Origin of the sequence: Paraburkholderia sp. J8-2 (genome assembly GCF_905220195.1) — a bacterium.
Taxonomy (GTDB): domain Bacteria; phylum Pseudomonadota; class Gammaproteobacteria; order Burkholderiales; family Burkholderiaceae; genus Paraburkholderia.
The window spans coordinates 517,036-537,044 of sequence record NZ_CAJMZA010000003.1; the positions used below are offsets into that span (position 1 = coordinate 517,036).

At 62.1% G+C, this 20,009-nt stretch carries 22 protein-coding genes; 7 read left to right on the forward strand and 15 right to left on the reverse strand.

Features of this window, described 5'->3' with window-relative positions:
- Nucleotides 1-230: 230 nt before the first annotated feature.
- Both U5A52_RS11135 and U5A52_RS11140 read right to left on the reverse strand, forming a co-directional pair.
- The gene (locus tag U5A52_RS11135) at nt 231-950 is read right to left on the reverse strand and encodes a PP2C family protein-serine/threonine phosphatase (protein ID WP_321911854.1); all 720 of its coding nucleotides are present in this window, start codon (nt 948-950) and stop codon (nt 231-233) included.
- A gap of 68 nt (nt 951-1,018) precedes the next feature.
- The gene (locus tag U5A52_RS11140; RefSeq protein WP_321911853.1) at nt 1,019-1,312 is read right to left on the reverse strand and encodes a hypothetical protein; all 294 of its coding nucleotides are present in this window, start codon (nt 1,310-1,312) and stop codon (nt 1,019-1,021) included.
- A gap of 477 nt (nt 1,313-1,789) precedes the next feature.
- On the opposite strand from U5A52_RS11140, the gene U5A52_RS11145 reads away from it, so the two are divergent.
- Nucleotides 1,790-2,254 (forward strand): lecithin retinol acyltransferase family protein, encoded by a 465-nt coding sequence (locus tag U5A52_RS11145; RefSeq protein ID WP_321911852.1) that lies wholly within the window; start codon nt 1,790-1,792, stop codon nt 2,252-2,254.
- A gap of 58 nt (nt 2,255-2,312) precedes the next feature.
- Nucleotides 2,313-2,555 carry a hypothetical protein gene (locus U5A52_RS11150; RefSeq protein WP_321934780.1) on the forward strand — a complete coding sequence of 81 codons (243 nt, stop codon included), beginning with the start codon at nt 2,313-2,315 and terminating at the stop codon, nt 2,553-2,555.
- A 2-nt stretch (nt 2,556-2,557) separates the two neighbouring features.
- On the opposite strand, the gene U5A52_RS11155 is transcribed toward U5A52_RS11150, so the two are convergent.
- The 3 genes from U5A52_RS11155 to U5A52_RS11165 all read right to left on the reverse strand — a co-directional run bounded on the left by U5A52_RS11155 (nt 2,558) and on the right by U5A52_RS11165 (nt 3,549).
- Nucleotides 2,558-2,773, reverse strand: coding sequence for a hypothetical protein (locus tag U5A52_RS11155; protein ID WP_321911848.1), 216 nt, complete (start codon nt 2,771-2,773; stop codon nt 2,558-2,560).
- Between the two features lie 131 nt (nt 2,774-2,904).
- A complete protein-coding gene (locus U5A52_RS11160) occupies nt 2,905-3,177 on the reverse strand; it encodes a hypothetical protein (RefSeq protein ID WP_321934781.1) in 273 nt (90 codons plus the stop codon).
- Between the two features lie 96 nt (nt 3,178-3,273).
- Nucleotides 3,274-3,549: a hypothetical protein gene (locus tag U5A52_RS11165; protein ID WP_233887843.1), complete on the reverse strand. Its 276-nt coding sequence runs from the start codon at nt 3,547-3,549 to the stop codon at nt 3,274-3,276.
- Between the two features lie 530 nt (nt 3,550-4,079).
- On the opposite strand from U5A52_RS11165, the gene U5A52_RS11170 reads away from it, so the two are divergent.
- Entirely contained in the window at nt 4,080-6,197 is a 2,118-nt protein-coding gene (locus U5A52_RS11170) for a serine/threonine protein kinase (protein ID WP_321934782.1), read from the forward strand.
- A gap of 72 nt (nt 6,198-6,269) precedes the next feature.
- Here U5A52_RS11170 and U5A52_RS11175 read toward each other — a convergent pair whose 3' ends face one another.
- From U5A52_RS11175 to U5A52_RS11195, 6 genes are all read right to left on the reverse strand, one after another.
- On the reverse strand, nt 6,270-6,965 hold the full coding sequence (locus tag U5A52_RS11175) for a phosphatase PAP2 family protein (protein WP_321912246.1): 696 nt from the start codon (nt 6,963-6,965) through the stop codon (nt 6,270-6,272).
- A 252-nt stretch (nt 6,966-7,217) separates the two neighbouring features.
- Nucleotides 7,218-7,619 carry a DUF1488 family protein gene (locus tag U5A52_RS43285; RefSeq protein ID WP_415764167.1) on the reverse strand — a complete coding sequence of 134 codons (402 nt, stop codon included), beginning with the start codon at nt 7,617-7,619 and terminating at the stop codon, nt 7,218-7,220.
- A gap of 147 nt (nt 7,620-7,766) precedes the next feature.
- On the reverse strand, nt 7,767-8,264 hold the full coding sequence (locus tag U5A52_RS11180) for a hypothetical protein (RefSeq protein WP_321911840.1): 498 nt from the start codon (nt 8,262-8,264) through the stop codon (nt 7,767-7,769).
- Between the two features lie 513 nt (nt 8,265-8,777).
- Nucleotides 8,778-9,494: a pentapeptide repeat-containing protein gene (locus tag U5A52_RS11185; protein WP_321934783.1), complete on the reverse strand. Its 717-nt coding sequence runs from the start codon at nt 9,492-9,494 to the stop codon at nt 8,778-8,780.
- Nucleotides 9,495-9,679: 185 nt separating this feature from the next.
- Entirely contained in the window at nt 9,680-10,606 is a 927-nt protein-coding gene (locus U5A52_RS11190) for a pyridoxal-phosphate dependent enzyme (RefSeq protein ID WP_321934784.1), read from the reverse strand.
- 126 nt (nt 10,607-10,732) lie between these two features.
- On the reverse strand, nt 10,733-11,542 hold the full coding sequence (locus U5A52_RS11195; protein ID WP_321911837.1) for an AraC family transcriptional regulator: 810 nt from the start codon (nt 11,540-11,542) through the stop codon (nt 10,733-10,735).
- 276 nt (nt 11,543-11,818) lie between these two features.
- Here U5A52_RS11195 and U5A52_RS11200 point away from each other — a divergent pair, with 276 nt between their 5' ends.
- Nucleotides 11,819-13,036 (forward strand): DUF6136 family protein, encoded by a 1,218-nt coding sequence (locus U5A52_RS11200; protein WP_321934809.1) that lies wholly within the window; start codon nt 11,819-11,821, stop codon nt 13,034-13,036.
- 11 nt (nt 13,037-13,047) lie between these two features.
- Nucleotides 13,048-13,671, forward strand: a complete 624-nt coding sequence (locus tag U5A52_RS11205) for an ABC transporter ATP-binding protein (RefSeq protein ID WP_321934785.1) — start codon at nt 13,048-13,050, stop codon at nt 13,669-13,671.
- A 238-nt stretch (nt 13,672-13,909) separates the two neighbouring features.
- Here U5A52_RS11205 and U5A52_RS11210 read toward each other — a convergent pair whose 3' ends face one another.
- Nucleotides 13,910-14,176, reverse strand: a complete 267-nt coding sequence (locus U5A52_RS11210; RefSeq protein ID WP_321911831.1) for a hypothetical protein — start codon at nt 14,174-14,176, stop codon at nt 13,910-13,912.
- Between the two features lie 121 nt (nt 14,177-14,297).
- Here U5A52_RS11210 and U5A52_RS11215 point away from each other — a divergent pair, with 121 nt between their 5' ends.
- Nucleotides 14,298-14,828 (forward strand): isochorismatase family protein, encoded by a 531-nt coding sequence (locus U5A52_RS11215; RefSeq protein WP_321934786.1) that lies wholly within the window; start codon nt 14,298-14,300, stop codon nt 14,826-14,828.
- 155 nt (nt 14,829-14,983) lie between these two features.
- Here the strand turns inward: U5A52_RS11215 and U5A52_RS11220 are convergent, their stop codons facing one another.
- Both U5A52_RS11220 and U5A52_RS11225 read right to left on the reverse strand, forming a co-directional pair.
- Nucleotides 14,984-16,213, reverse strand: coding sequence for an MFS transporter (locus U5A52_RS11220; protein ID WP_321934787.1), 1,230 nt, complete (start codon nt 16,211-16,213; stop codon nt 14,984-14,986).
- Between the two features lie 112 nt (nt 16,214-16,325).
- Complete coding sequence (locus U5A52_RS11225) at nt 16,326-17,246, reverse strand: LysR substrate-binding domain-containing protein (protein WP_321934788.1); 921 nt, start codon at nt 17,244-17,246, stop codon at nt 16,326-16,328.
- 95 nt (nt 17,247-17,341) lie between these two features.
- On the opposite strand from U5A52_RS11225, the gene U5A52_RS11230 reads away from it, so the two are divergent.
- A complete protein-coding gene (locus tag U5A52_RS11230) occupies nt 17,342-18,343 on the forward strand; it encodes an alpha/beta fold hydrolase (protein ID WP_321934789.1) in 1,002 nt (333 codons plus the stop codon).
- 82 nt (nt 18,344-18,425) lie between these two features.
- Here U5A52_RS11230 and U5A52_RS11235 read toward each other — a convergent pair whose 3' ends face one another.
- Nucleotides 18,426-19,799: an LLM class flavin-dependent oxidoreductase gene (locus U5A52_RS11235; protein ID WP_321934790.1), complete on the reverse strand. Its 1,374-nt coding sequence runs from the start codon at nt 19,797-19,799 to the stop codon at nt 18,426-18,428.
- Between the last annotated feature and the right edge of the window lie 210 nt (nt 19,800-20,009).

Genomic DNA, 20,009 nt, shown 5'->3' on the forward strand with positions numbered 1-20,009 from the left:
TTTGTCACTAACGGGAATGGTGCGAGGTGACAGACGCTCCGGAGCCATTCACCTGTCGTGGCGCGATGTGAACTGTGGCAGGCATTGGCGGTTTGAGCGGCTTTCTTTTGCCTACTTTTCTTTGCCGCTGCAAAGAAAAGTAGGTGCCGCCCCGCACAGGGGCAACGCATGCACACCGACACGAACACAAGGAAACGCCAAAGAAACCAGAAACAACAACACCCACGCGCTCAGCGCCCCACAGCAGGATTCACGAGCGTGCGATCCGACCCAACCGGATCCTCCACCCTCACGACGACCGCGCTGATGTTATCGCGCCCGCCGGCCTGCAAGGCCATCTCCACGAGCATTTCAGTTGCCTGCTGGCAGTCGCCGCCCTCGAGCGCACGCACCAGCTCAGGGCCCTGAACTTCATTGCTCAGCCCGTCGCTGCATAGCAAAAAGAGGTCTCCGTCGCGCACGACGATGCGGCCTTCGTCCAGATCGAGCCAGTCTGCCGCACCGACGGCCCGTGTTATCAGATGCTGCGATGGATGGTGGCGCGCTGCTTCGGCGCTCAAATGCCCCTGCGCCTGAAGCTCCGCCACGTAACTATGGTCAGTCGTGAGCGGTTCGAGCTGCGCATCGCGGTACAAATAGATGCGGCTGTCGCCCGCCCATAGCCAGCCGAATTCGCGCCCCCTCGCCATCAGCACGGCAACCGTGCTGCCGATCATGCGAACCGCGCGCCGCGCCGCCTCTTCGCGCAGCTGGTGGTTCACCGTCTGCAGCGTGCCGCGCGCGGTGGCCATGAAGCTCGTGAGCGTGTTGGGGACAGCCAGGCCGCCGAGCGAGCGCACGATCATGCCGCTGGCAAAGTCTCCGGCCGTGTGCCCGCCCATGCCGTCGGCCACCGCCCAAAGCCCCTTCTGGGGCAGATCGAGACATGCATCCTCGTTGAGCGCCCGCACACGTCCTACGTCTGTGCGCGATGCCGAGCTCCATAACAATGCGCCTGCCACGATCGAGCCTCCATAGGCTACACGACGAGTCCGTTATTCTTGCCGTTCTGGCCCACGCCTACCGTCACGTTCGAATTGGACGCGGAATTGGTCACGTCGAGCGTCTGGTACTGATTGATGACCTGATTCGCGTAGAACGTGTTGTTGGTCTGGTACAGATTGATGATCGATCCGAGCTGGGAGGGCTGCGCGGGCTCGTAGGGCTGGATCCAGCCGAACACCCACGGTGCGCCTGCACCCCGGATGAACGACATCGCCTTGCGGTCGAGATCGCATTGCAGGTGAAGGTCGGTGATGGCGAGCGAGGTCATGACAAGTCTCCGTCAAGATGATGGCCGCAGGCACGCGGCGTTCCGGCCATACCTCGCAAGCAGCATGCCATTTTTTGGCGAAATGCGGCGCTCGTGCGCCCAGGTCCGCTGAAGCTTGCCCCATATGACGTTGCGCTCGCGCGGCGCGTATTACGCGCACCGTTGCCTTGTCGGTTTTCGGGGCAATGGTCGTGCGTGCGCCAACACGCAGGTTTCCCGTTGTCATCAGGACACCGACACATAAGCAATCGCTCCTCGTGAGCCAATCTGGCAGCAATCTGATGGTTCGGCGCCGACACAATCGATGCGCTCAAGTTGGTGTGTCGCCGACACACCGGGGCACCCGTCAAGCACGCCTTCCCGCCAGGCCTGATAGAACCGTGATCGCTCGCCTGGCATGTCTGATGCAGGATAGTTGGCAACCGGCAGACCGTTGAACAGCGCGGAAAGCCAGCAACCAGCCAGACGGATGCAGCCATGAACCCCGAACTTCAAACGACGTCGCACACCGAGGAACCGCCGCTCGGCGCGCATCTCGTGTCGCGCCGCGCGGGCTACACGCACCACGGCATCTACGTCGGCGCTGGGCGCGTTGTCCACTACGCCGGGTTGTGCGTATCGCTGCATCGCGGTCCGATCGAAGAGGTCTCGCTCGAGCGTTTCGCGGCTGGCTGCGAAGTCGCCATCGTCGCGCATCCGTGCGCGGCCTTCGTGGGCCGTGAAGCCGTGGCGCGTGCGCGCTCGCGTTTGGGCGAAGACCGCTACCGCCTGCTCAGCAACAACTGCGAACACTTCTGCACCTGGTGCGTGGACGGCAAGGGCCGCAGCGAACAGGTCCGCACCTGCATTGCTCATCCGCTTGCCGGCTTGCGCGTGGTTCGCGCGCTGGTTCACGCACGCCGCCTGCAAGCCCACGGCACGTACGCCGCGCAGGCGGCGTGAACACCATTTCCCGCCGACGCTGAAACGCCGCGCTTCGCCACTTGCTTCGGAGACCATCATGAATTCCGCCGACACCTCGCTGCGCACCCTCGTCGACAAGTGGCTCGCACCCAGTGCGCGTGTTCCGGCCCGCGTCGTGCGCTTTAGCCGCACACAGGAGCAACGGCTGCGCTATGTCTGCGTAGAAGCGGTGCACCCTGCGCGCACGATTGCAATCTTCTTCTTCCGTCACGACGATGGCACGTGGTGCGTATTTCCGCCTGCCAGCACGCGTCCGGCCATGTCCGCGCACGCTGCGTGATTTCAACGCAGCAATGTGGGGCGCGGCCGCGCCGTGGCGACGGTTGTCTGCGCGCGCTGCGCGGGTGAGCCCTCGATCTCCACACGCACGCCGATGAACGGTCGTGGCACGAGTAGCGTGCGCTGCGAGGCGGCGCGCGCGCCGCCCATGATCGCAGCCATTGCCTGCCTGTCCAGTTCCACGCTTTCCGGAAGGTCCTTGATGACGATAGTGCTCACGGTCCGCTCCACGAGATCAGATTGGGTTTGATGGGTTTCGTTTGAGTATAGGCGGTGGTGCGCGGCGCACGCACGTAAACAAGCAGGCGGCGCCTCGCGGCGCCGTCTGCATTTTCGCTTCGCGGCAATGGTCAAAACAGCACGCCGGTGCTCGCGTATTGCGCGGGATTGACCTTCAGATTCAGCGGCCCGAAACCCGCGCCGATGTAACCGATGTTGTTGAGCGCGGCAACGTCGACCACCTGAACCTGCGAGATGTTCTGCACGATGTTGGGCGACACGTTGATATTGGCGATCGGGCCATAGCTGCCGAACGCGCTGTTGCCGCCGCCGCGTACGGCTGTCATGGCGCGGCGGTCGAGTTCCGTGCCGGGTGCCAGCTCGCGGATAACGAGAGAAGTCATGATGAGCCTCCAGTTGACGATGAGTGGGGCGGATGCATCCAGGCGGGCGCGACACACGGAGTGCAGCAGGGTGGGGTCGCGCCGCTGCCAGGACGATCAGAAGTTGATCGTGTTGTGCGCGTTCTGCACCGGGTTGACCGTCGCGTGGATGTTCGACGCGAAGGCGACGTCGTTGCCCACATTGTTCACGATGCTGTTCGTCTGACCGATGACCTGTTCGGCGGTGAAGTTGGTCGAGTCATACTTGAAGGTCGGCATCGACGGGTAGTAACCGGGCCAGAGGCTCAGGCCGCCACCGCCGCGCACGGCGCTCATTTCGCTGCGGTCGAGTTCTTGCGCGACGCTCAGGTCGGCGATCATCAGCTTGCTCATGATAGTTCTCCAGAAGGGCTAAACAGGGTAGTTGGCGATTGAGCTGCAGTATCTTGCGGGCTCGCTCCTCTTAATGCACAGGCTGTGCCAGCGACGTCGCCGCCAACGCATTTGCTGCTCAACCCCTTGTGTGGCGGGGCTCGGCGCCTGGCTGCCGCGCGTATGCGGGGCCTGCCGCGGCGCTCACGCGCGAAAACGCTGATGGCGCGCGCCCAACAGCGCGCGGCGAGTCCGTTGGATTCGGAGCAACACGCGTGAGCCCAAGGCCTGGTTCAGGCACCGATTGCACTGCGTGCGGCAGCAGACTAATCTTTCATCAGACCTTGTTGTAGGGTGACGGGCGCGCGCCTTCTGAGATCACAGTGAGCGCAGAATTGGCGGCGACTCTGTATGCTTTAAGGATGACGAGGCCACGTTGCAGCGGGCTCGAACGAGATCGGGGCATGCAGCCGGATGCGGTGCAATCGTGCGCCGCGAACCGGTGACGAAAAGCGCCTCGGCCATCCTGAAGCTGAGTTGAAGGCATACGAATGATGAGCCTTGCGCAGCTGATCCAGACATTCCAGAGCGGGGCGCTTTCACGCGACGCGTTCTTCGCCGAGATCGACCACGTGCTCGCGGTCGACGCGGCCAATTGTGCTCGTCTGCGCGAAGCGGTGGACGCGACGCAGACCGTCCATCCGCTGCCCGACGCCGTGTATGCCGAGGTCCTGCGCCGCATCGAACATCGCCAGGAAAACACCGGGCCGGTGGACGACTCCACGCGCATTCACGAAGCCCTCGCTGCTGCGCGTTCTGCCACGACGGGCGACGACTCCGAGCACGTGAAGGGCATTGGCGACACGCTCAACGGGCGCTTCGTGCTCGAAGAGTGCCTGGGCGTGGGCGGCATGGGCACCGTCTACAAGGCGCTCGATTTACGCAAGCTCGAAGCTTCGGACCGCAAACCTTATATCGCGATCAAGGTGCTGAACGTGCAGTTTCGCGGCCAGCCGACTTCGCTGATCGCACTGCAACGCGAGGCCCGCAAGGCGCAGACGCTCGCGCACCGCAATATCGTCACGGTGTACGACTTCGACCGTGACGGTCCGCTCGTGTACCTCACGATGGAATATCTGTCCGGCAAGCCGCTCAGCAAGCTATTGCGCGCGCCGGGTTTCGCGGGCATGTCGTTCGATAAGGCGCGGCCGATCATTGCCGGCATGGGGCAGGCGCTCGCTTATGCGCATGAGCGCGGCTTCGTGCATTGCGACTTCAAGCCCGCCAACGTTTTCCTCACCGATGGCGGCGATGTCAAAGTGATCGACTTCGGCATTGCGCGCGTATTCCAGCGTCCCGAAGAAGATCCCGACGTTACCGTATTCGATCCCGCGACGCTTGGCGGCATCACGCCCGCCTATGCGAGCCCGGAAATGTTCGAGCATCGCGAACCCGACCCGCGCGACGATATCTATGCGCTCGCCTGCGTGACCTATGAACTGTTGACGGGCAAGCATCCGTTCAACCGGAAATCGGCTACCCAGGCACGCAGCGAGAAGATGCGCGCCGAGCGGCCGCCGGCGCTCGATCGCGGTCAATGGCGCACGCTGAGCGCAGCGCTTTCGTTTGACCGCGCGTCACGCACCGCGAGCGTCAATCAGTTTCTCGAGGGCATGGGCGTGCTCGCGCATGCGCACGCGTTCCCCGCCGCCCGGGCTGGCGCCGTTGGCGTGGGGGCCATCGTGGTCGCTGCGGGGTTGTGGGCCGGGTACCGCGTGCTTTCCGGACACGAGCAAACGGGTGCCAAATCCTCCGTGGCCGCTATCTCCACCAGCGTCACCAGCACTCCCGCTAGCGCAACAAAGCCGGTTGCGGAAGCGGCTGCCTCGCCGGTGCTTGCTGCCGCGCCTGCGGCTGTGGCCGCTAGCGTGCCTGCCGTGAGCGCGGTTGCAGCCGCTGCCTCTCCCGCGTCGAGCGCCCCGGTGGCCGACGCCGCTTCGGTCGCCGCGTTGAACGCGACGCTTGCACGCATTCCGTGCTCCGCGCTTGCTGCGTCGCTGCCCGGGCAAGCGATCCAGGTGCGTGGCTTTGCCAATGCCGGCGAGAACATGGCGCACCTGCATGACGCGCTCGCGCAAACGCCAGGCGGGCAGGCTGCGAAACTCGATGTGACCGCGGTGGAGAACCACAACTGCGAAGTCGTGAGCGCATTCGCGCCGTATTGGCGCGCCAATCATCTGGCCGGCGGCGGGGCGTCGATCCATACCCAGCCGCTCGACGCGCACCTTACGCAGGGCATGCCGCTCATCGTCGATATCACCACGCCGCATTACGACTCATACGTCAACGTGGATTACTTCGCGCTCGACGGCAGTGTCGTGCATCTGGTTCCCAGCAATGTCGAGCGCGACAACCAGGCACCCCCCGGGTTCTCGGCCAAGGTCGGTGGGTCGGGGTACTGGCTCGTGGACAAGCCATTCGGCACGGAGATGATCGTTTTGTTGATCACGCCCGCGCCGTTGTTCGACGGGCTGCGTCCTGCTTCCGAGTCTCGCTCGGCCTACCTTGCGGCGGTTGAGCAGCAGCTCAAGAAGATGGAAGCGCGTTATGGCGCGGGGCATATCGCTGCTGATTTTGTACAGATCACAACGCACGCGCGAAATGATTGATGTGCGAGTGTGTGATCTTCCCTCGTCCGATTTGTATTAAGAACATGGCAGTCCGAACAAAGCCTGAATCCGTCAGCTCGCGGTATGAAGTACCGAATGGGCAAGCCGCAGAAGATCGTCGAACTGCGTGACCAGCTCGAAACACAGCATAAATCCGAGCGCCACAGCAGGACCGGGATAACGCATGATGTAGCGCATCGCGGGTTTGACCGTGCGCCTGCGCACGGCTCTGCGCGTCATGATCCAGGTAATGACGATGCCGATCAGGGCGCCGGCGATCAGATCGGTCGGGTAGTGATAACCCAGATACGCGCGCGGAAAGCACACGAATACCGCGACGGCCAAAAACGCCAGCATGCCAATGCCCCGCCACACGATGAAGATGCCCGTGGCTACCGCCATCCAGAGCATGGCGTGATCGCTCGGAAAGGAACTCCAGTTCATCAGCCCGGCGAACTGCACCGGCGACGAGGCGAAATGCAGATGGAGCTCCGGCGTGAATAGCGGCCGCTCCCTGAACGGCAGGCAGCGCGCCAGCAGGCGTCCCGCCGCGAGTGCGATCAGGGCGCTCGCCAACGTGGCGAGCACGATCTCACGGCGCCAGCCGCGCCGCTCGTTCGGCTGGACCCAGATCCACCACAGCAGCGGAATCAGCAGGTAACCCTTGAAGGTATAGAGGTCGGCAATGACGACGATTGCATGATTGACCTGGGGAGAAAACTGGAGTTGGGTGAGGGCTCCCAGAATGACGGTATCGAAGCTGTTCATTATTGTGGCCATCCCGCAGATGAATTCGTGAGAAAGGCGGTCTCGAACAGAATCCTCAACCGCCTCCGCGCCACATACGCAAGGCGTTCTTCGTTGTATTTTTCTGGCCAGCACGCGGTGAAGGCAGTTCGTAGCAGTGAGTTGCTGCGATGCAGCTTCAACCGTCCGTGTTGCGCACCTTCGATCGCACTGCAGTGCGTCAAGGATTCAGCGGCTTTCGCGGTCACTGACCTTTCGTTGTGAAGCGCGCTCTTACCTTGGCGCACCTCCCGCTTCGCGAACGTACCTGACCGCGGGCATGCGCGCGCGTGTGCCTGGCGTATCGTCGTGTCGGACAGTTTCTACGATACCCCTGTTGCGGCTGATGTCCACTTCGGTCATTCCCGGCTTTTGGAGGCAGTCGCGCAGGAACAGCTGGCAGCGTCCAGCAGACAGACGATGCGGAAGAATTTGTCTTGTGATTGATTCGATCTCCTTTCTATATGTTGCGAAGGCAGCCAGCAGGCCGGCGCGACCCGAGCGCGCACGAAAATATTCTTCAAGCGCCTCCGGTGATATTTCACACGTGACTATTGCGCCGTCGACGAGGGCGCGATACCGGACCGTGCCGCTCGCATAGTAGTAGGCATCTTCATCTGGAAATTGTATGAGCACGATGGCTTACCTCACTGAATTCCGAGCCTGCGTTCAAGCAACCGGTGTTCCGCACTCTTCTGACGAAGCCGGTGAATTTGCATCATGCGTGCGCAGGTTGAATCGAAATCAATTCTCAAATCGTTTGCATCGATTGATGGGGCCGCGCTAGTTGTTCTGATCGGATGACGCGCCGCTGCTGTGGGGAGGGGACAGCGGTCCGTAGCGAAGATGCTGCGCCACCGAAATGGGGACTTTGGGCGAGAACATGCCCGCGATCGTGAGCGCGTAGACGATCGCGGCGACGCCGGCCACAACGCGCACGGGTCGTGCGACTGCCGAATGGCCAACGACGATGTTGAGGTAGAACCAGATGCCGAGCAATGCGAGCAATAGCAGACGCGGCATGGGCTTCCAGCCGTCGTGCCCGACTTCGATGATAGACCACACGAGTGCGGCGACAAGCGTAAAGAAGAGGCTCCAGAGTCCCGCCGATCGGCTTCGGACCATCAGGGTGCCCGAGCCGATCAGTGCGAGTCCGGTGACGACGTAGTAGGGCGTGGAACCCATTGCGACGAGCCAGCCGCCAAGCACGGCGAAAGCAGCGCCCACCAGCACCAGGGCCTCGCCCGTCTCGGCAGGAGACGTCTCGTGTCGGTTCGACATAGAAGAGCCCCCGCTCATGCAAATGTCTGGCAATCGGCGTTCACGACAACGCGCTTCGTTTGTGATGCAAGCGCTGTACCCTCTCGAGCGCGCGGAAAATCTGCATGCCTCGTGCAAACGCGGGGACGTTATTCGTTTGATGTATAGCGCTACGCTTGGGTCTCAGGCCGCAAACGAAGTTACATCCAACTATAGGCGCGCGGCGCGCCTCTACAGTGGCGTGTATGGTAAGAAATTATTGCGTTACATTTCGATTACAAATCAACCATATGAACTAATCTGCAGCGCAAAACGCAGATGAAATGACGAAATTGGCGTTGACATATCTACGAGAAATCTGTGTAGAAATAGTGTGCGGCGCGTCACTTTTCTTGAATCGAAATCAAAATGCGAAAGGTGATGCCGCGAGTTGCGCACTGGCTGGCACGCTTGCTTTCGGCGCAATGGAGGTGCCTGCCAGGCGTTGCACTGGCACTGGTGATAAACGGCCGGCGGGTGCCGGCCTTCGCTGCCTTACATCACCCGCACTCCGCAGTCGCCGATCAGCATGACGGCTTGATCGACGGAGAGGATCGTGCCTTTAAGATGTTGCAGCACGTCGGAGAGACGCAAACCACTTAGGTCTACAGAGCGTAGATCCGCGCCGTCGAAGCGGCTGTTTCGCAGTTGCGCGTTGTTCAAGCTGCCGCCTTCGAAAACAGTGTCGCGAAAGTCGCAGTCGGACAGATCCGCGTCGGAGAAATTCAACGCCTCGAGTGTTTGCTTGCGAAACGAGAGCCCCCGCAGATCTGCGCCAACGAGCAGGGAATCGTGGAAGCTGAGCCCCAGTGTACGGGCGTCGACAAAGCGGGCGCCTGTGAGCTTGACCTCAGTGAACGCCGCCGACGCGAGTTTCGAGCCTGTCCAGTCGGTATTGTTGAGATCGCTCCGGCAAAAGCGCGCGTCACTCACATTCGCGTAGCGAAACCTTGCGGCAGCGCACTTGCACGCCAGCCAGCGGGTTCTTGTGAGTTCGCAGTGCTCCATGAGGGCGTGCTCGAAGTTGCACTGAGAGAAGCGGGCGGCTCGCAGATCAAGACTGGAAAGATCTTCGCCGCTGAAATTGCAGTGCTCGAACGTCGGACCGTCGCCGCATTCTCGAAGCAGGCGGGTCAGCGCTTCGCGGTCGAAGGTCAATCCGCTGAACAGCGCTCCTTCTGCGTTTGACGGCTCATTGGTGTTGCTGCGCATCTGGGCAGACTCCTCGTCTGGAGGGGGCGCAGCGTCTTCTCCACAGCGCGTCCCCTCAACTTGATGAAAGTAAGGTTGACGCCGCGGCATATCTAGAACCCAATCACTGGGCGCAGGAGATACCAACCTGCGACTCTATTTTCGGCGGACAGGATTTTATCGTTTCCGCCGTTACATGCACAAGGTCATCGGCGCTCTGCCTTGCCTGCCCATGCACGAATCTGATCGATGGTAGCCGTCGCGCCGCCGCATACGACAACCAGAATCTTCTTGTAACTGGCCAACGTCGGATGCCTGTCGTAAGCGACGGAGAGTGCCGCGCCGCAAGCCGGCTCGACCAGAATGCGGTGATCCGCAAGAAAGCGCTCGCACGCAGCGAGTGCGCTGAAGTCCGACACGACGAGGCTGTGTACAGGGTGCACGCGTGCGCAATGTAACGCCTGTTCGCACACCCGCTTGGCGCCGAGCGACGTGGCAATGCTCGAGATACACGGTAGCTCCACCGCATGTCCGGCTTCGAGCGCGGCATGGAACGAAGCGGCGCCTTCGGTTTCGACAGCCAACACGGGCACATCGTGCCAATGATTGCGCTGCAGGCCCTCTACGACGCCGGAAAGCAGCCCGCCGCCGCCCACGGAAAGCAACACGGCGTCCGGCTTGAAGCGGGCTTGGGCAACCTCATCGATCATCGAGGCATGGCCGTGCCATAACAGCGGATCGTCGAAGGGATGCAGGAACGCGTCGGTTGCTCCGAGCAGCGTCTGTGCGAACTGGTTCGCCTCTTGCCAGGAACTGCCGTGCACCACGACCTCGGCGCCCTCCAGGCGGAGCAGTTCCTTCGCGCGCTCCGTTGTCGTTTGCGGTACCACTACGGCAACAGGAATGCCCAGACGTCGACCCGCATAAGCAACGGCAAGACCCGCATTGCCCCCGGAGGACGAAACGAAACGCTGCGCGCCACGGCTTCGATGAACGGCGCACGCGTGGCCGATGCCCCGGATCTTGAATGATCCACACGGTTGCAACGCGTCGAGCTTGAGCCACACGGATTGTTCACCGGGAACGCTCAAGGCGCGCGATTCCATCAAAGGGGTCTCGAAGTGCAGTTTCATTGTGGCGGGCTTCCAGGTTTGCGTTCGGAACACCAGATGCCGAACGGACTTCTGCTGATGCTATAGAGGCAGGGCGAGACTGGCTTGTAAAAAATTGACGCGCAGAGTGAGCACTCGCGCGTCGACTCAGTAAGCGGACGGGGCCACGCCAAAGGCTTGCCGGAACGCCCTGTTGAAATGGCTTTGGTCGTAAAACCCGACGCCGTGGGCGACTTCGGCAATGGTTCGTTTGCCCGCTGCCAACAAGGCGCAAGCCTGTTCCAGGCGCAAACGAAGCAGCCACGCATGAGGCGTCATGCCTACGGTCTGCTTGAATCGCCGCAAAAAATGAAAACGCCCCAGACCACACAAGGCGGCCAATTCGTCGAGGGTGATCTTCTCGGCCAGATGGGACAGGCAATAGTCATTGAGCCGCTGCCAATGCATTGGAGAGAGCGTCCCTTTAGCGGCCGTCGGCCCGATCGCGCCGGACCGGTTGAACAGGCAATACAGCAGTGAAAGCCATTCCGACTGTAAAGACAGCGACGAAGCGTCGGGCGACAACTGCATCGCATCGTGAAGCTGCAGTAATTGCGCGGCCAGCGTCGGATCCTCGATCATCATGCTTTTCAGCTCGGGCTCGCGAGCCGAGTCCGTCAGCTCGGTCGCGACACCTTGCAGCAGGTCTCGGGACAGTCTGAATGTCTTCAGCGTATAAGCGTTGCCGCATTCCCCGGCGCCATCATGGACCTCGCCGGGTGGCATCAAGGAAATGCGACCTGGCCCGAGCAAGACCGCGCCTGCGTTCACGCATTGGCGCTGAATCCCTTCGGTTACGAGCCCGACGTGATAGTCAAGGTGATAGTGCCGGTCGAAACGGAACGCCTTGAAACGCCCAGCGCCGAGAACGAGTCCCGGAAGGCCGGCGAGCCGCTTGTACTCCACACCATCGCTCATTGCAGATCACAAAATCACTATTGCGCCAGATTGAAGGGGCGCACCAGACTCGATGCGTCGAGGCGCTTGCTGGTGCGGCACGACGAGTATATGTCAGCGCCGAGGCCATTCTGGCAATGAAATAAAAATGAAAGTTAAGCGTTGGCGCGGTTGTTGCATCGCAGCCGACGTGGCACGATAACGGGTCTGTCCAGTTCACGGTTTCGCGACTGCCCTAATGGAATTAACGGAATCAAGAGAATTAAGGGAAGTCGAAAAAGGGACGTTGGAAACATGATGTTGTCTTGCCGACTGCGGTGGTATGCCCTCGCGACATCGCGCATGTTGCGCAGACATTGGCAGGCGCTGTCGCTCTCAGTCCTGTTGTTGCTGCCGGCAATGCCCGTGTTTGCCCAGAGCCAGATTCTGGGCGCGCCGGTACTCGCGGCTCTCGCGCCCTCGCATGGCATGGAATGGCGGTTCGTCTGGGTGCACATGCTCGAAGCGGCGGGTATGTTGTGGGTGCTTGCGCAACGTGCCGCCATCACAGGCGGGACGTTCGCCACTTTCTTCGCTTCGTTGCCCACACCCAATTTCCACCGCCGCGCCGTCGACATCGCCGTCGTGCTCGTCGCGAGTACGCCGCTGCTTCTGCCCGTGCTCGGCGCCACGGTCGCGCTGGCCTTTCTGCCGCAGAAGGCCGCGAACTACCTGTTCGTTCTCGATCTGCTTCTAATTACGCTGGGATGGCAACTGACGGTGCTCTCGCGCAGCGCTCGTCACGCGGCGCTGTTGGTCGTCGCCAATATCATCCTCGTCGGCGCGTTGGAGGCGGGCGAAACGACAAAGCAGGCGCTGCTGGTCTTGCCCTTGCTGCTCGCGGCGTTCGTGATCGTCCGTACGCCGGCTGCTTCGACTCCGTGGCCCATGTGGTCTTGCGCGCTCTCTCGACGCGTCATGAGTTGCGTACGCGTCAATCTCGGCCAGCGGCTTTCGCCCGTGACCAGGCTGCAAGCCGGTATTGTTTGGGATCGCGGCGCAGGTGTCTTCGCGCGCTATCTGGTGATGGGTGCGGTTACGGCCTCCACATGCTTCCTGCTTCGACTTTGGAATTTCGACGCCCGCGCGGTACCCCTGACAGTGATTTCACAGGCCGCGATTGCGCTGGTCGCTGCTACGACCTATCGCGATTTGCGAGCGGCTCACCTTCGTGCAGAGCACTTCACACGATCGTTGCCTATTGCAGCAGCGGCGCGGCTGCGTGCCGATATGCTGACCGTCGCCGCGCTGGCGCTGCCATTAGCATGCATGGTGCCGCTGCTGCTGGTCGCGCACGGTGTTTTGCCGCTGCGGCCTGCGGCGGCTCTCCTGGGGTTGACGGCGCCGCTGCTTGCCCTGCTGTATTTCCCGCAACGCTACGCCGCCCGGCAATCCGTTTTGCTCGGCACCATGCTGGCCGCGATGTGGGTCGCTGCCGTCTGGCGTGCCTGGCGCGTCTGGCATTCGCTTATTTGATTGATTCCACCATGCTTCGATTCGAAAACCTCAGCAAACGCTTTGGCGAGCGCGTTATCTTCCAGGGGCTGCATCACGATTCCAGCGCGGGATGCGTGGCGCTATGCGATGACAACGGTAGCGGCAAGTCCACCTTGCTCGGCATCCTTGCCGGCGTGATCGACGCCGACGAAGGGGAGGTCTGGCTGGGCGGCCATTCGCTGCGTAGCGCGCCGCTCGAGGCGAAATCCGCCCTGGCGTACGTGCCCGACGACTGCATGGCGTATCCGTTTCAAACCGGCCGGGCGTTTCTGGAACTCGTGGCGTCGACTAAGACGACAGCCGTCGACGCGCGCACGCTCGATCTCGCGGACCGCTTTGGCCTCACGCCGCACCTGGAGAAGCGCTTCGAGCAGATGTCGCTCGGCACGCGCAAAAAGTTCTTCCTGACAGCGACGACACTGGGCGAACCCGCTGTCGTTATCGGGGACGAACCGGGCAACGGGCTCGACGCCGCCGCGCGCGCGGTTCTCATCGATCTATTCAAGGATCTGGCCAGGAAGAGCGCGGTCTTCTTTTCGAGCCACGATTTGCGGCTTGCGCGAGCGTGCGAGGCGACCGTCACCAGTTTTGCCGACCTGGGTATGGCTGTGTGAGCGCGAACGCACTCGGCGCGCGATCGCGAGTGTCGGAACGTCGAAGCGCTCTGAGTCAACGCAATCAGGTCGCTGGCCTCGCCACCCGGCGCTCCGAAACTGATCCGGATTCCGAAATATGGCGAGTTCGCGCCGTCCCGGAAAAACGCGCAGCCGCAACTCGAAAGCCCACTGTTTCCAGCGGGCTTCTATTCGAGCATCGACAGCGAACCGTCCGGCGGAACGGCGCGCGGGCTAGTTAGTGCCCATGCGCCTCGCGGAATCCGGCGTCCTTTTCGAGTCGGCGACCGTGAGTGCCAACATGGAATCCTGCTGAAATCACAAAGAGGACTCCGGCGAAAGGCCAGATATAGATTGCCAGCGAGAAGCAAAGCCAACACGCTTCTTGTGGCGGATACGCCTGGAGCGCCCAGACAAGACTGGCAACTGGCAACAGCATCAGACACAGCGCCGACCGGGTGAGAAAAGTGGCGGCTCTTGCTTTCTTTAGCGTCTCTGCTTGCATGCCTGGCTCCATAGGGAATGGCATTGGGATATAGAGTCGCACGGCGACCATTTGTCGCATACTTAGTAATATCCCTGACAGCTGCCATTGTGCGGAGCGCAATTTTCCAGAAGGATTTGCAATGCTGCATAGCCATTCCGAATCGATCGTAGTTCTGATCGACTTGCAAACGAGACTGATGCCAGCGATTCACGAAAGCGCATCTGTTGTCGCTCAAGCCGTTCGCCTCGGTCGCATAGCCCGCGAGCTGGATGTTCCCGTTATCGGGACAGAGCAAAATCCAGACTCACTCGGCGAGAATGCGAAGGAAATAAAGGACCTTTGCACAATGACTGTTGCAAAGCACCATTTTGACGCGACAGCTGATGGATTGATAAACGCATTACCAAAAGGACGAACCCGAATCATCGTTGCGGGATGCGAAGCGCATGTCTGTGTGCTGCAAACGGCGATTGGTCTGCTGCAAGGCGGGCTATCGGTCACGCTCGCTATCGATGCGATGGGGTCGCGCAAAATCGTCGATAAAGAGGCGGCAATTACACGGCTGAATAAAGCGGGCGCGGACGTGGCGACGGTCGAGATGGTCGCGTTCGAGTGGTTGCGCTCGAGCCAGCACCCGCGATTCCGCGACATACTTCAGATGATCAAGTAATGCGCGCGCCGCCGCCCGTCATCGGCAAAATGTGGCGCCAGTGAGCAAGGCAAGCATCGTCTCAGGTGACAGATATTCGACCAGCGACCAGATAATTAGCGCTACGAATGGAACGGCCAGCATGACCTCCATGGCGCGCATGACCAACCTGCCGCTCACGAAGGTTGACCCGCGATCATGACGCGAGGCACGACCCGCTCGTCGTCGATCGGCAAGTGCATGACGCCGGCCAGGATGCCGAGCGCAATCGAGCCTTGCCAAAGCAGGTCGTAGCTGTGTGTCGCGTCGAATACCACGCCGCCGAGCCAGACGCCGAAGAAACTGCCGATCTGATGCCCGAGAAACACGAAGCCGAAGAGCGTCGAGATGTAGCGCACGCCGAACATCTGCGAAACGATCCCGCTCGTCAGCGGTACGGTGCCAAGCCACATGAAGCCCATCGCGAACGCAAACACATAAAGCGTGAGAGGCGAGAGTGGCAAGGCGAGGAACAGCACCATCACAGCCGCGCGCGCGAAGTAGATTCCCGAGAGCAGATATTTGCGGCGCAGAAAGCCGCCTGCGTAGCCGCATAGAAACGTGCCCGCCGTGTTGGCGAGCGCGATCAGTGCGAGCGCGAGGCTCGCTTCGCGTGCGCTCATGCCTTTGTCCAGCAAATAAGCGGGGAGGTGCGCGCCGATGAACGCGAGCTGGAAGCCACACGACAAGAAGCCCAGATTGAGCAGCCAGAAACCGCGGTGCGCAAACGCCTCTCTCATCGCGCGGCGCAGCGTGTCGTGCGAATCGGCGGCGCCGCTGCGCGCCATCGGCCGATCGCGCAGCCATGCTGCGAGCGGTGCGCTTGCGAGCATCACGGCGGCAAGCACGAGAATGGCCGTAACCCAGCCGAATCTGCCGATCATCCCTTGTGTGAGCGGCACGACGCAGAACTGGCCAAGGCCGCCGAACATGCCCGCTACGCTCAGCGCCCAACTGCGCTGATCGGCTGCGAAAAGCCGGGAAAGCGCGCCGTAGACCGCGCCGAACGCCGTTCCGGACAACGCAACGCCGAGCACCACGCCCACGCCGAACGTGTAGACACCCGGCGTTGCGCTCAGCGCCATCATCGCAAGGCCGAGCGCGTAGAGCAGGGCGCCCGCGAAAATCACACGCGCGGAGCCGAAGCGGTCGGAGATCATGCCGGTGAGCGGCTGCGCAATGCCCCACAGCAAGTTTTGCAGCGCTAGCGCGAGGCCGAACGTCTCACGCGACCAGCCGCGATCTAGCGTGACGGGCATCAGAAAAAGCCCTTGCACGTTGCGCACGCCCAGCGCCGCGCCCATCACCACGCCACCTGCAATCACGAGCAGCCAGCGGCGGCGCCATGCATCGTTTATTCCGGTCATCGTTCGCCTCCTCGCACTGGGCGCTTCGCTGTTGCGCAGCGTTGCGCCTAGTAGAGCGCGGGAAGGCGAGCCGGCTCAAGCAAGTTTTTCGCACGCTTCGCATGCGGCGCACTCATACGATCTGGCTTTGGCGAGCCTGTTCGACGATCCAGTCGATGACGGCGCGCACGTCGTCGCGCGGGGTTTCGTCGGCCTGATGCAGCCAGTAGGCGTAGCCGGTCGGGCCCACGGCGCGCGCATTGCCGATGGCGGCGAGCCTGCCGTCGGCAAGCAGCGGCTGAACGAGCGCGAGCCGCCCGAGCGCGATGCCCCGGGCGGCAATGGCGGCCTGAATGACCTGATCGTACTGGTTGAAACGCAGCACGCCGCGTAGCGGTGCGCTGTCGAGGCCGCGCGCGGCGAGGTGGTCCGTCCAGCGAAGCATCGGGCGGCGCGCCCCTTCGAACTCGAGCAGCACGTGGCGCGCGAGCGTGGCCGCGTCGAGCTTCTTGACGTTCAACGACGGATGCGCGACCGGCAGTACGTATTCGTCGTACAGATGCACCGCGCGACTCGACGCCTCGGGCGCGATGCGCGCGGGTGCGTAGCGCAACGCGAGATCGATGCCTTCGGCGCGCAGATCGAGCACCTTCTCGGACGTCGCGATGCGCAGATCGATCTCGGGAAGCAGACGTTGCAACTCGCCGATACGCGGCAGCAGCCAAAGGCCGGCAATCCCGATGCTGGCGGTGATCGTCACCGGCTGGCGTGTTTGCGGCGTGGCGAGCGCGCCGACGATCTCCTGCATCTGCTGTACCGCGCTGTCCGAAACGCGCAGCAGGCGCTCGCCCTCCGGCGTGAGCGAGATCGAACGATAGCCACGGTTGAAGAGGCGCACGCCCAGCGCTGCTTCGAGCGCAGCGATCTGGCGGCTCACGGCGGATTGCGTCACGCACAGGTCGTCGGCGGCGAGCGTGATGCTCATGCGCCGGCCGACCGCCACGAAACCGCGAATGAGGTCGAGGGGAGGGAGTTTCAGGAGCGGCACTGACATGCGTATTCCTCATGCGAAAGCTGCTGAAAGATTGATTGAGCCGGCGCGCAAGGTCAAGTGAAATCGATGCTCCGCTTACTTCATGGAGCACGTTCATGCATTCAGCCGATCCGGGCGAGACACGTCCTCTCGCTGTCGCCATCACCGCCGCAGATGGCTTTGTGCTCCGCGCTTATGTGTGGCGACGCCACGCGCGGCTGAGCGCCGACGAGTCGCGTCCCGTCGTCATCGTCAATTCGGCCACGTCGGTGCGCTGCCATTACTATTTCCGCTTCGGTGCGTGGCTGCACCAGCAGGGCTTCGACGTGCTGGTCTACGACTACCGCGGCATTGGCGCTTCACAGCCCGTTGCGCTCGCAACGCTCGATGCAAGCTGGCTGGAGTGGGGCGAACGCGATTGCGAAGCGGTGCTGCGTTACGTGCGCAGCACGTTCCCCGGGCAGCCAGTCGATGTCGTGGGCCATAGCATAGGCGGCTTCCTGATCGGGCTTGCGCCCTCGAATCACCTTGTGCGCCGTGTCTTCACCGTCGGCACGCAATACGCGTATTGGCGCGACTACGCGCCGCGCAGCATGCCGCTAATGCTCTGGAAATGGCACGTCGTCATGCCCGCTTTGACCTGCCTGAAGGGCTATTTCCCCGCATCGTGGTTCGGATGGATGGAGGACACGCCGCGCGGCGTTGTGAACATCTGGAGCCGGGGCCGCGCACGCTTTGAAGATACGCTTCGTAAGGGATCGCTCGAGCGCACGTCGCAAGAGCGCGCCGAAATCGTCGCCCGTTTTGGCGGTCTGCATGCGCCCATTCTTGCCGTCAGTTTCCCGGATGACCCGTTCGGCACGGTCCGGGCGATCGAACGCACGCTGCGATACTTCACGCATAGCGACTCGACGCATCTACGCATCACGCCCGCTTCAGTTGGCGAGCGCAGCATCGGGCACTTCGCATTTTTTCACTCGCGATTCGAACGCAGCCTGTGGCCCGTCGCGCGGCATTGGCTGACCGATGGCAAAGTGATTGCGGCGGCTCCAGCGACAACGCACACGAGTCCGAGTCATGTCATGCCTGTCGCCAGGCCGATTGGCACGCGCAAATAGGCTTGTGCAAAGAGCTAAAGTGCGTTTCAGAAGAACGCTGCACGAAGCGCAACGCCCAGGCGCTGCGCTTCGATGAGCACAATCAGGACGCCACGCGCAACGCGTCTTCCTGTTGCGTGGCGAAGCGGTTAACGGGGCGCGGCAAGCCAAGATGCTCGCGCAAGGTGCGCCCCGTATATTCGGTGCGAAAGAGTCCGCGCCGCTGCAATTCGGGCACCACGTACTGCGCGAATTCATTCAGGCCGCCCGGCAGCCACGGCGACATGATATTGAAGCCGTCGGCGCCTTCCTCCTCGTACCATTGCTGAAGCTGATCGGCAATGCTTTGTGGCGTGCCGATCACCTGTTGATGCCCGCGCGCCCCCGCAATGCGCAGATAAAGATCGCGGATGGTGAGGTTGTCGCGCCGCGCGAGGTCGAGCAGCAAGCGTTGACGGCTCTTGCCGCCGTTGGTTTCCGGCAGGTCGGGCACGGGACCATCCACGGGGTACTGCGAGAGGTCGAGACCGCCCGACATGTTCGAGAGCAGTTGAAGTCCCACGCTCGGATGGATGAGCGCCTGCAATGCATCGAACTTCTCCTGCGCTTCTTCCTGCGTGCGGCCGATCACGGGGAAAATGCCCGGCATGATCTTGAGATGTTCGGGGCGGCGCCCATAACGCGCGAGCCGCCCCTTCACGTCGCGATAAAACTGCTTCGCCTCATCTAGCGTTTGATGCGCAACGAAGATCACTTCGGCGGTCTGCGCCGCGAGTTCCCTGCCGGCTTCGGAAGCGCCCGCTTGCACCACAACCGGCCAGCCTTGCGGCGAACGCGCGACGTTCAGCGGTCCGCGCACCTTGAAATGCTTGCCGCGATAGTCGAGCGTGTGCAGTTTCTGCGGGTCGAAGTAGATGCCGCTCGCCTTGTCGCGGATAAAGGCGTCGTCTTCCCAACTGTCCCAAAGGCCGGAGACCACGTCGTAGAACTCTTTCGCGCGCTCGTAGCGCACGGCGTGATCGAGATGCTTGTCGAGGCTGAAGTTGTGCGCTTCGGTTTCGGTGCTCGAAGTCACGAGATTCCAGCCCGAGCGTCCGCCGCTCAGATAGTCGAGCGAGGCGAATTTGCGGGCCACGTTGTAGGGCTCGTTGAACGAAGTCGACACCGTGGCGATGAGCCCGATGTGTTTCGTCACGACCGAAAGCGCGGAAAGCAGCGTGATCGGCTCGAAATGATCGGCGCGCGCGGTGCGCGAGAGCGAGGGTACATGGGTGTCGCGCACGCTCACGCTATCGGCGAAAAAGATCGCATCGAATTTGGCGCGCTCGGCCGTTTGCGCCAGTTCGGCGTAGTGCGCGAAATCGAGGCCGCCGGCTGCGTGTGCGTCGGGATGGCGCCACGCGGCGATATGGTGGCCCGTTTCCATCAGGAAGGCGCCGAGGCTCAATTGCCCAGGGCGTCGCGGTGCTGCGCTCATGTGTGCTCCTCGAATCGTGGTTGGCATTCGCTACGGAATGGGCTGCAAGGGTTCAATGCGCCCACGCGCTCTGCCGCGGATTCGGTCAGGCGGCCCGTGCCGCAAACCGCGTCGAGCCGTTGCAGACCGTATGAAACTGGCGAATGCCAGGCCGGTCGTATGCTTCGACGAGCGTGGCGCAATCGGGTTGAAGGCTGGGCGCGTTCGACA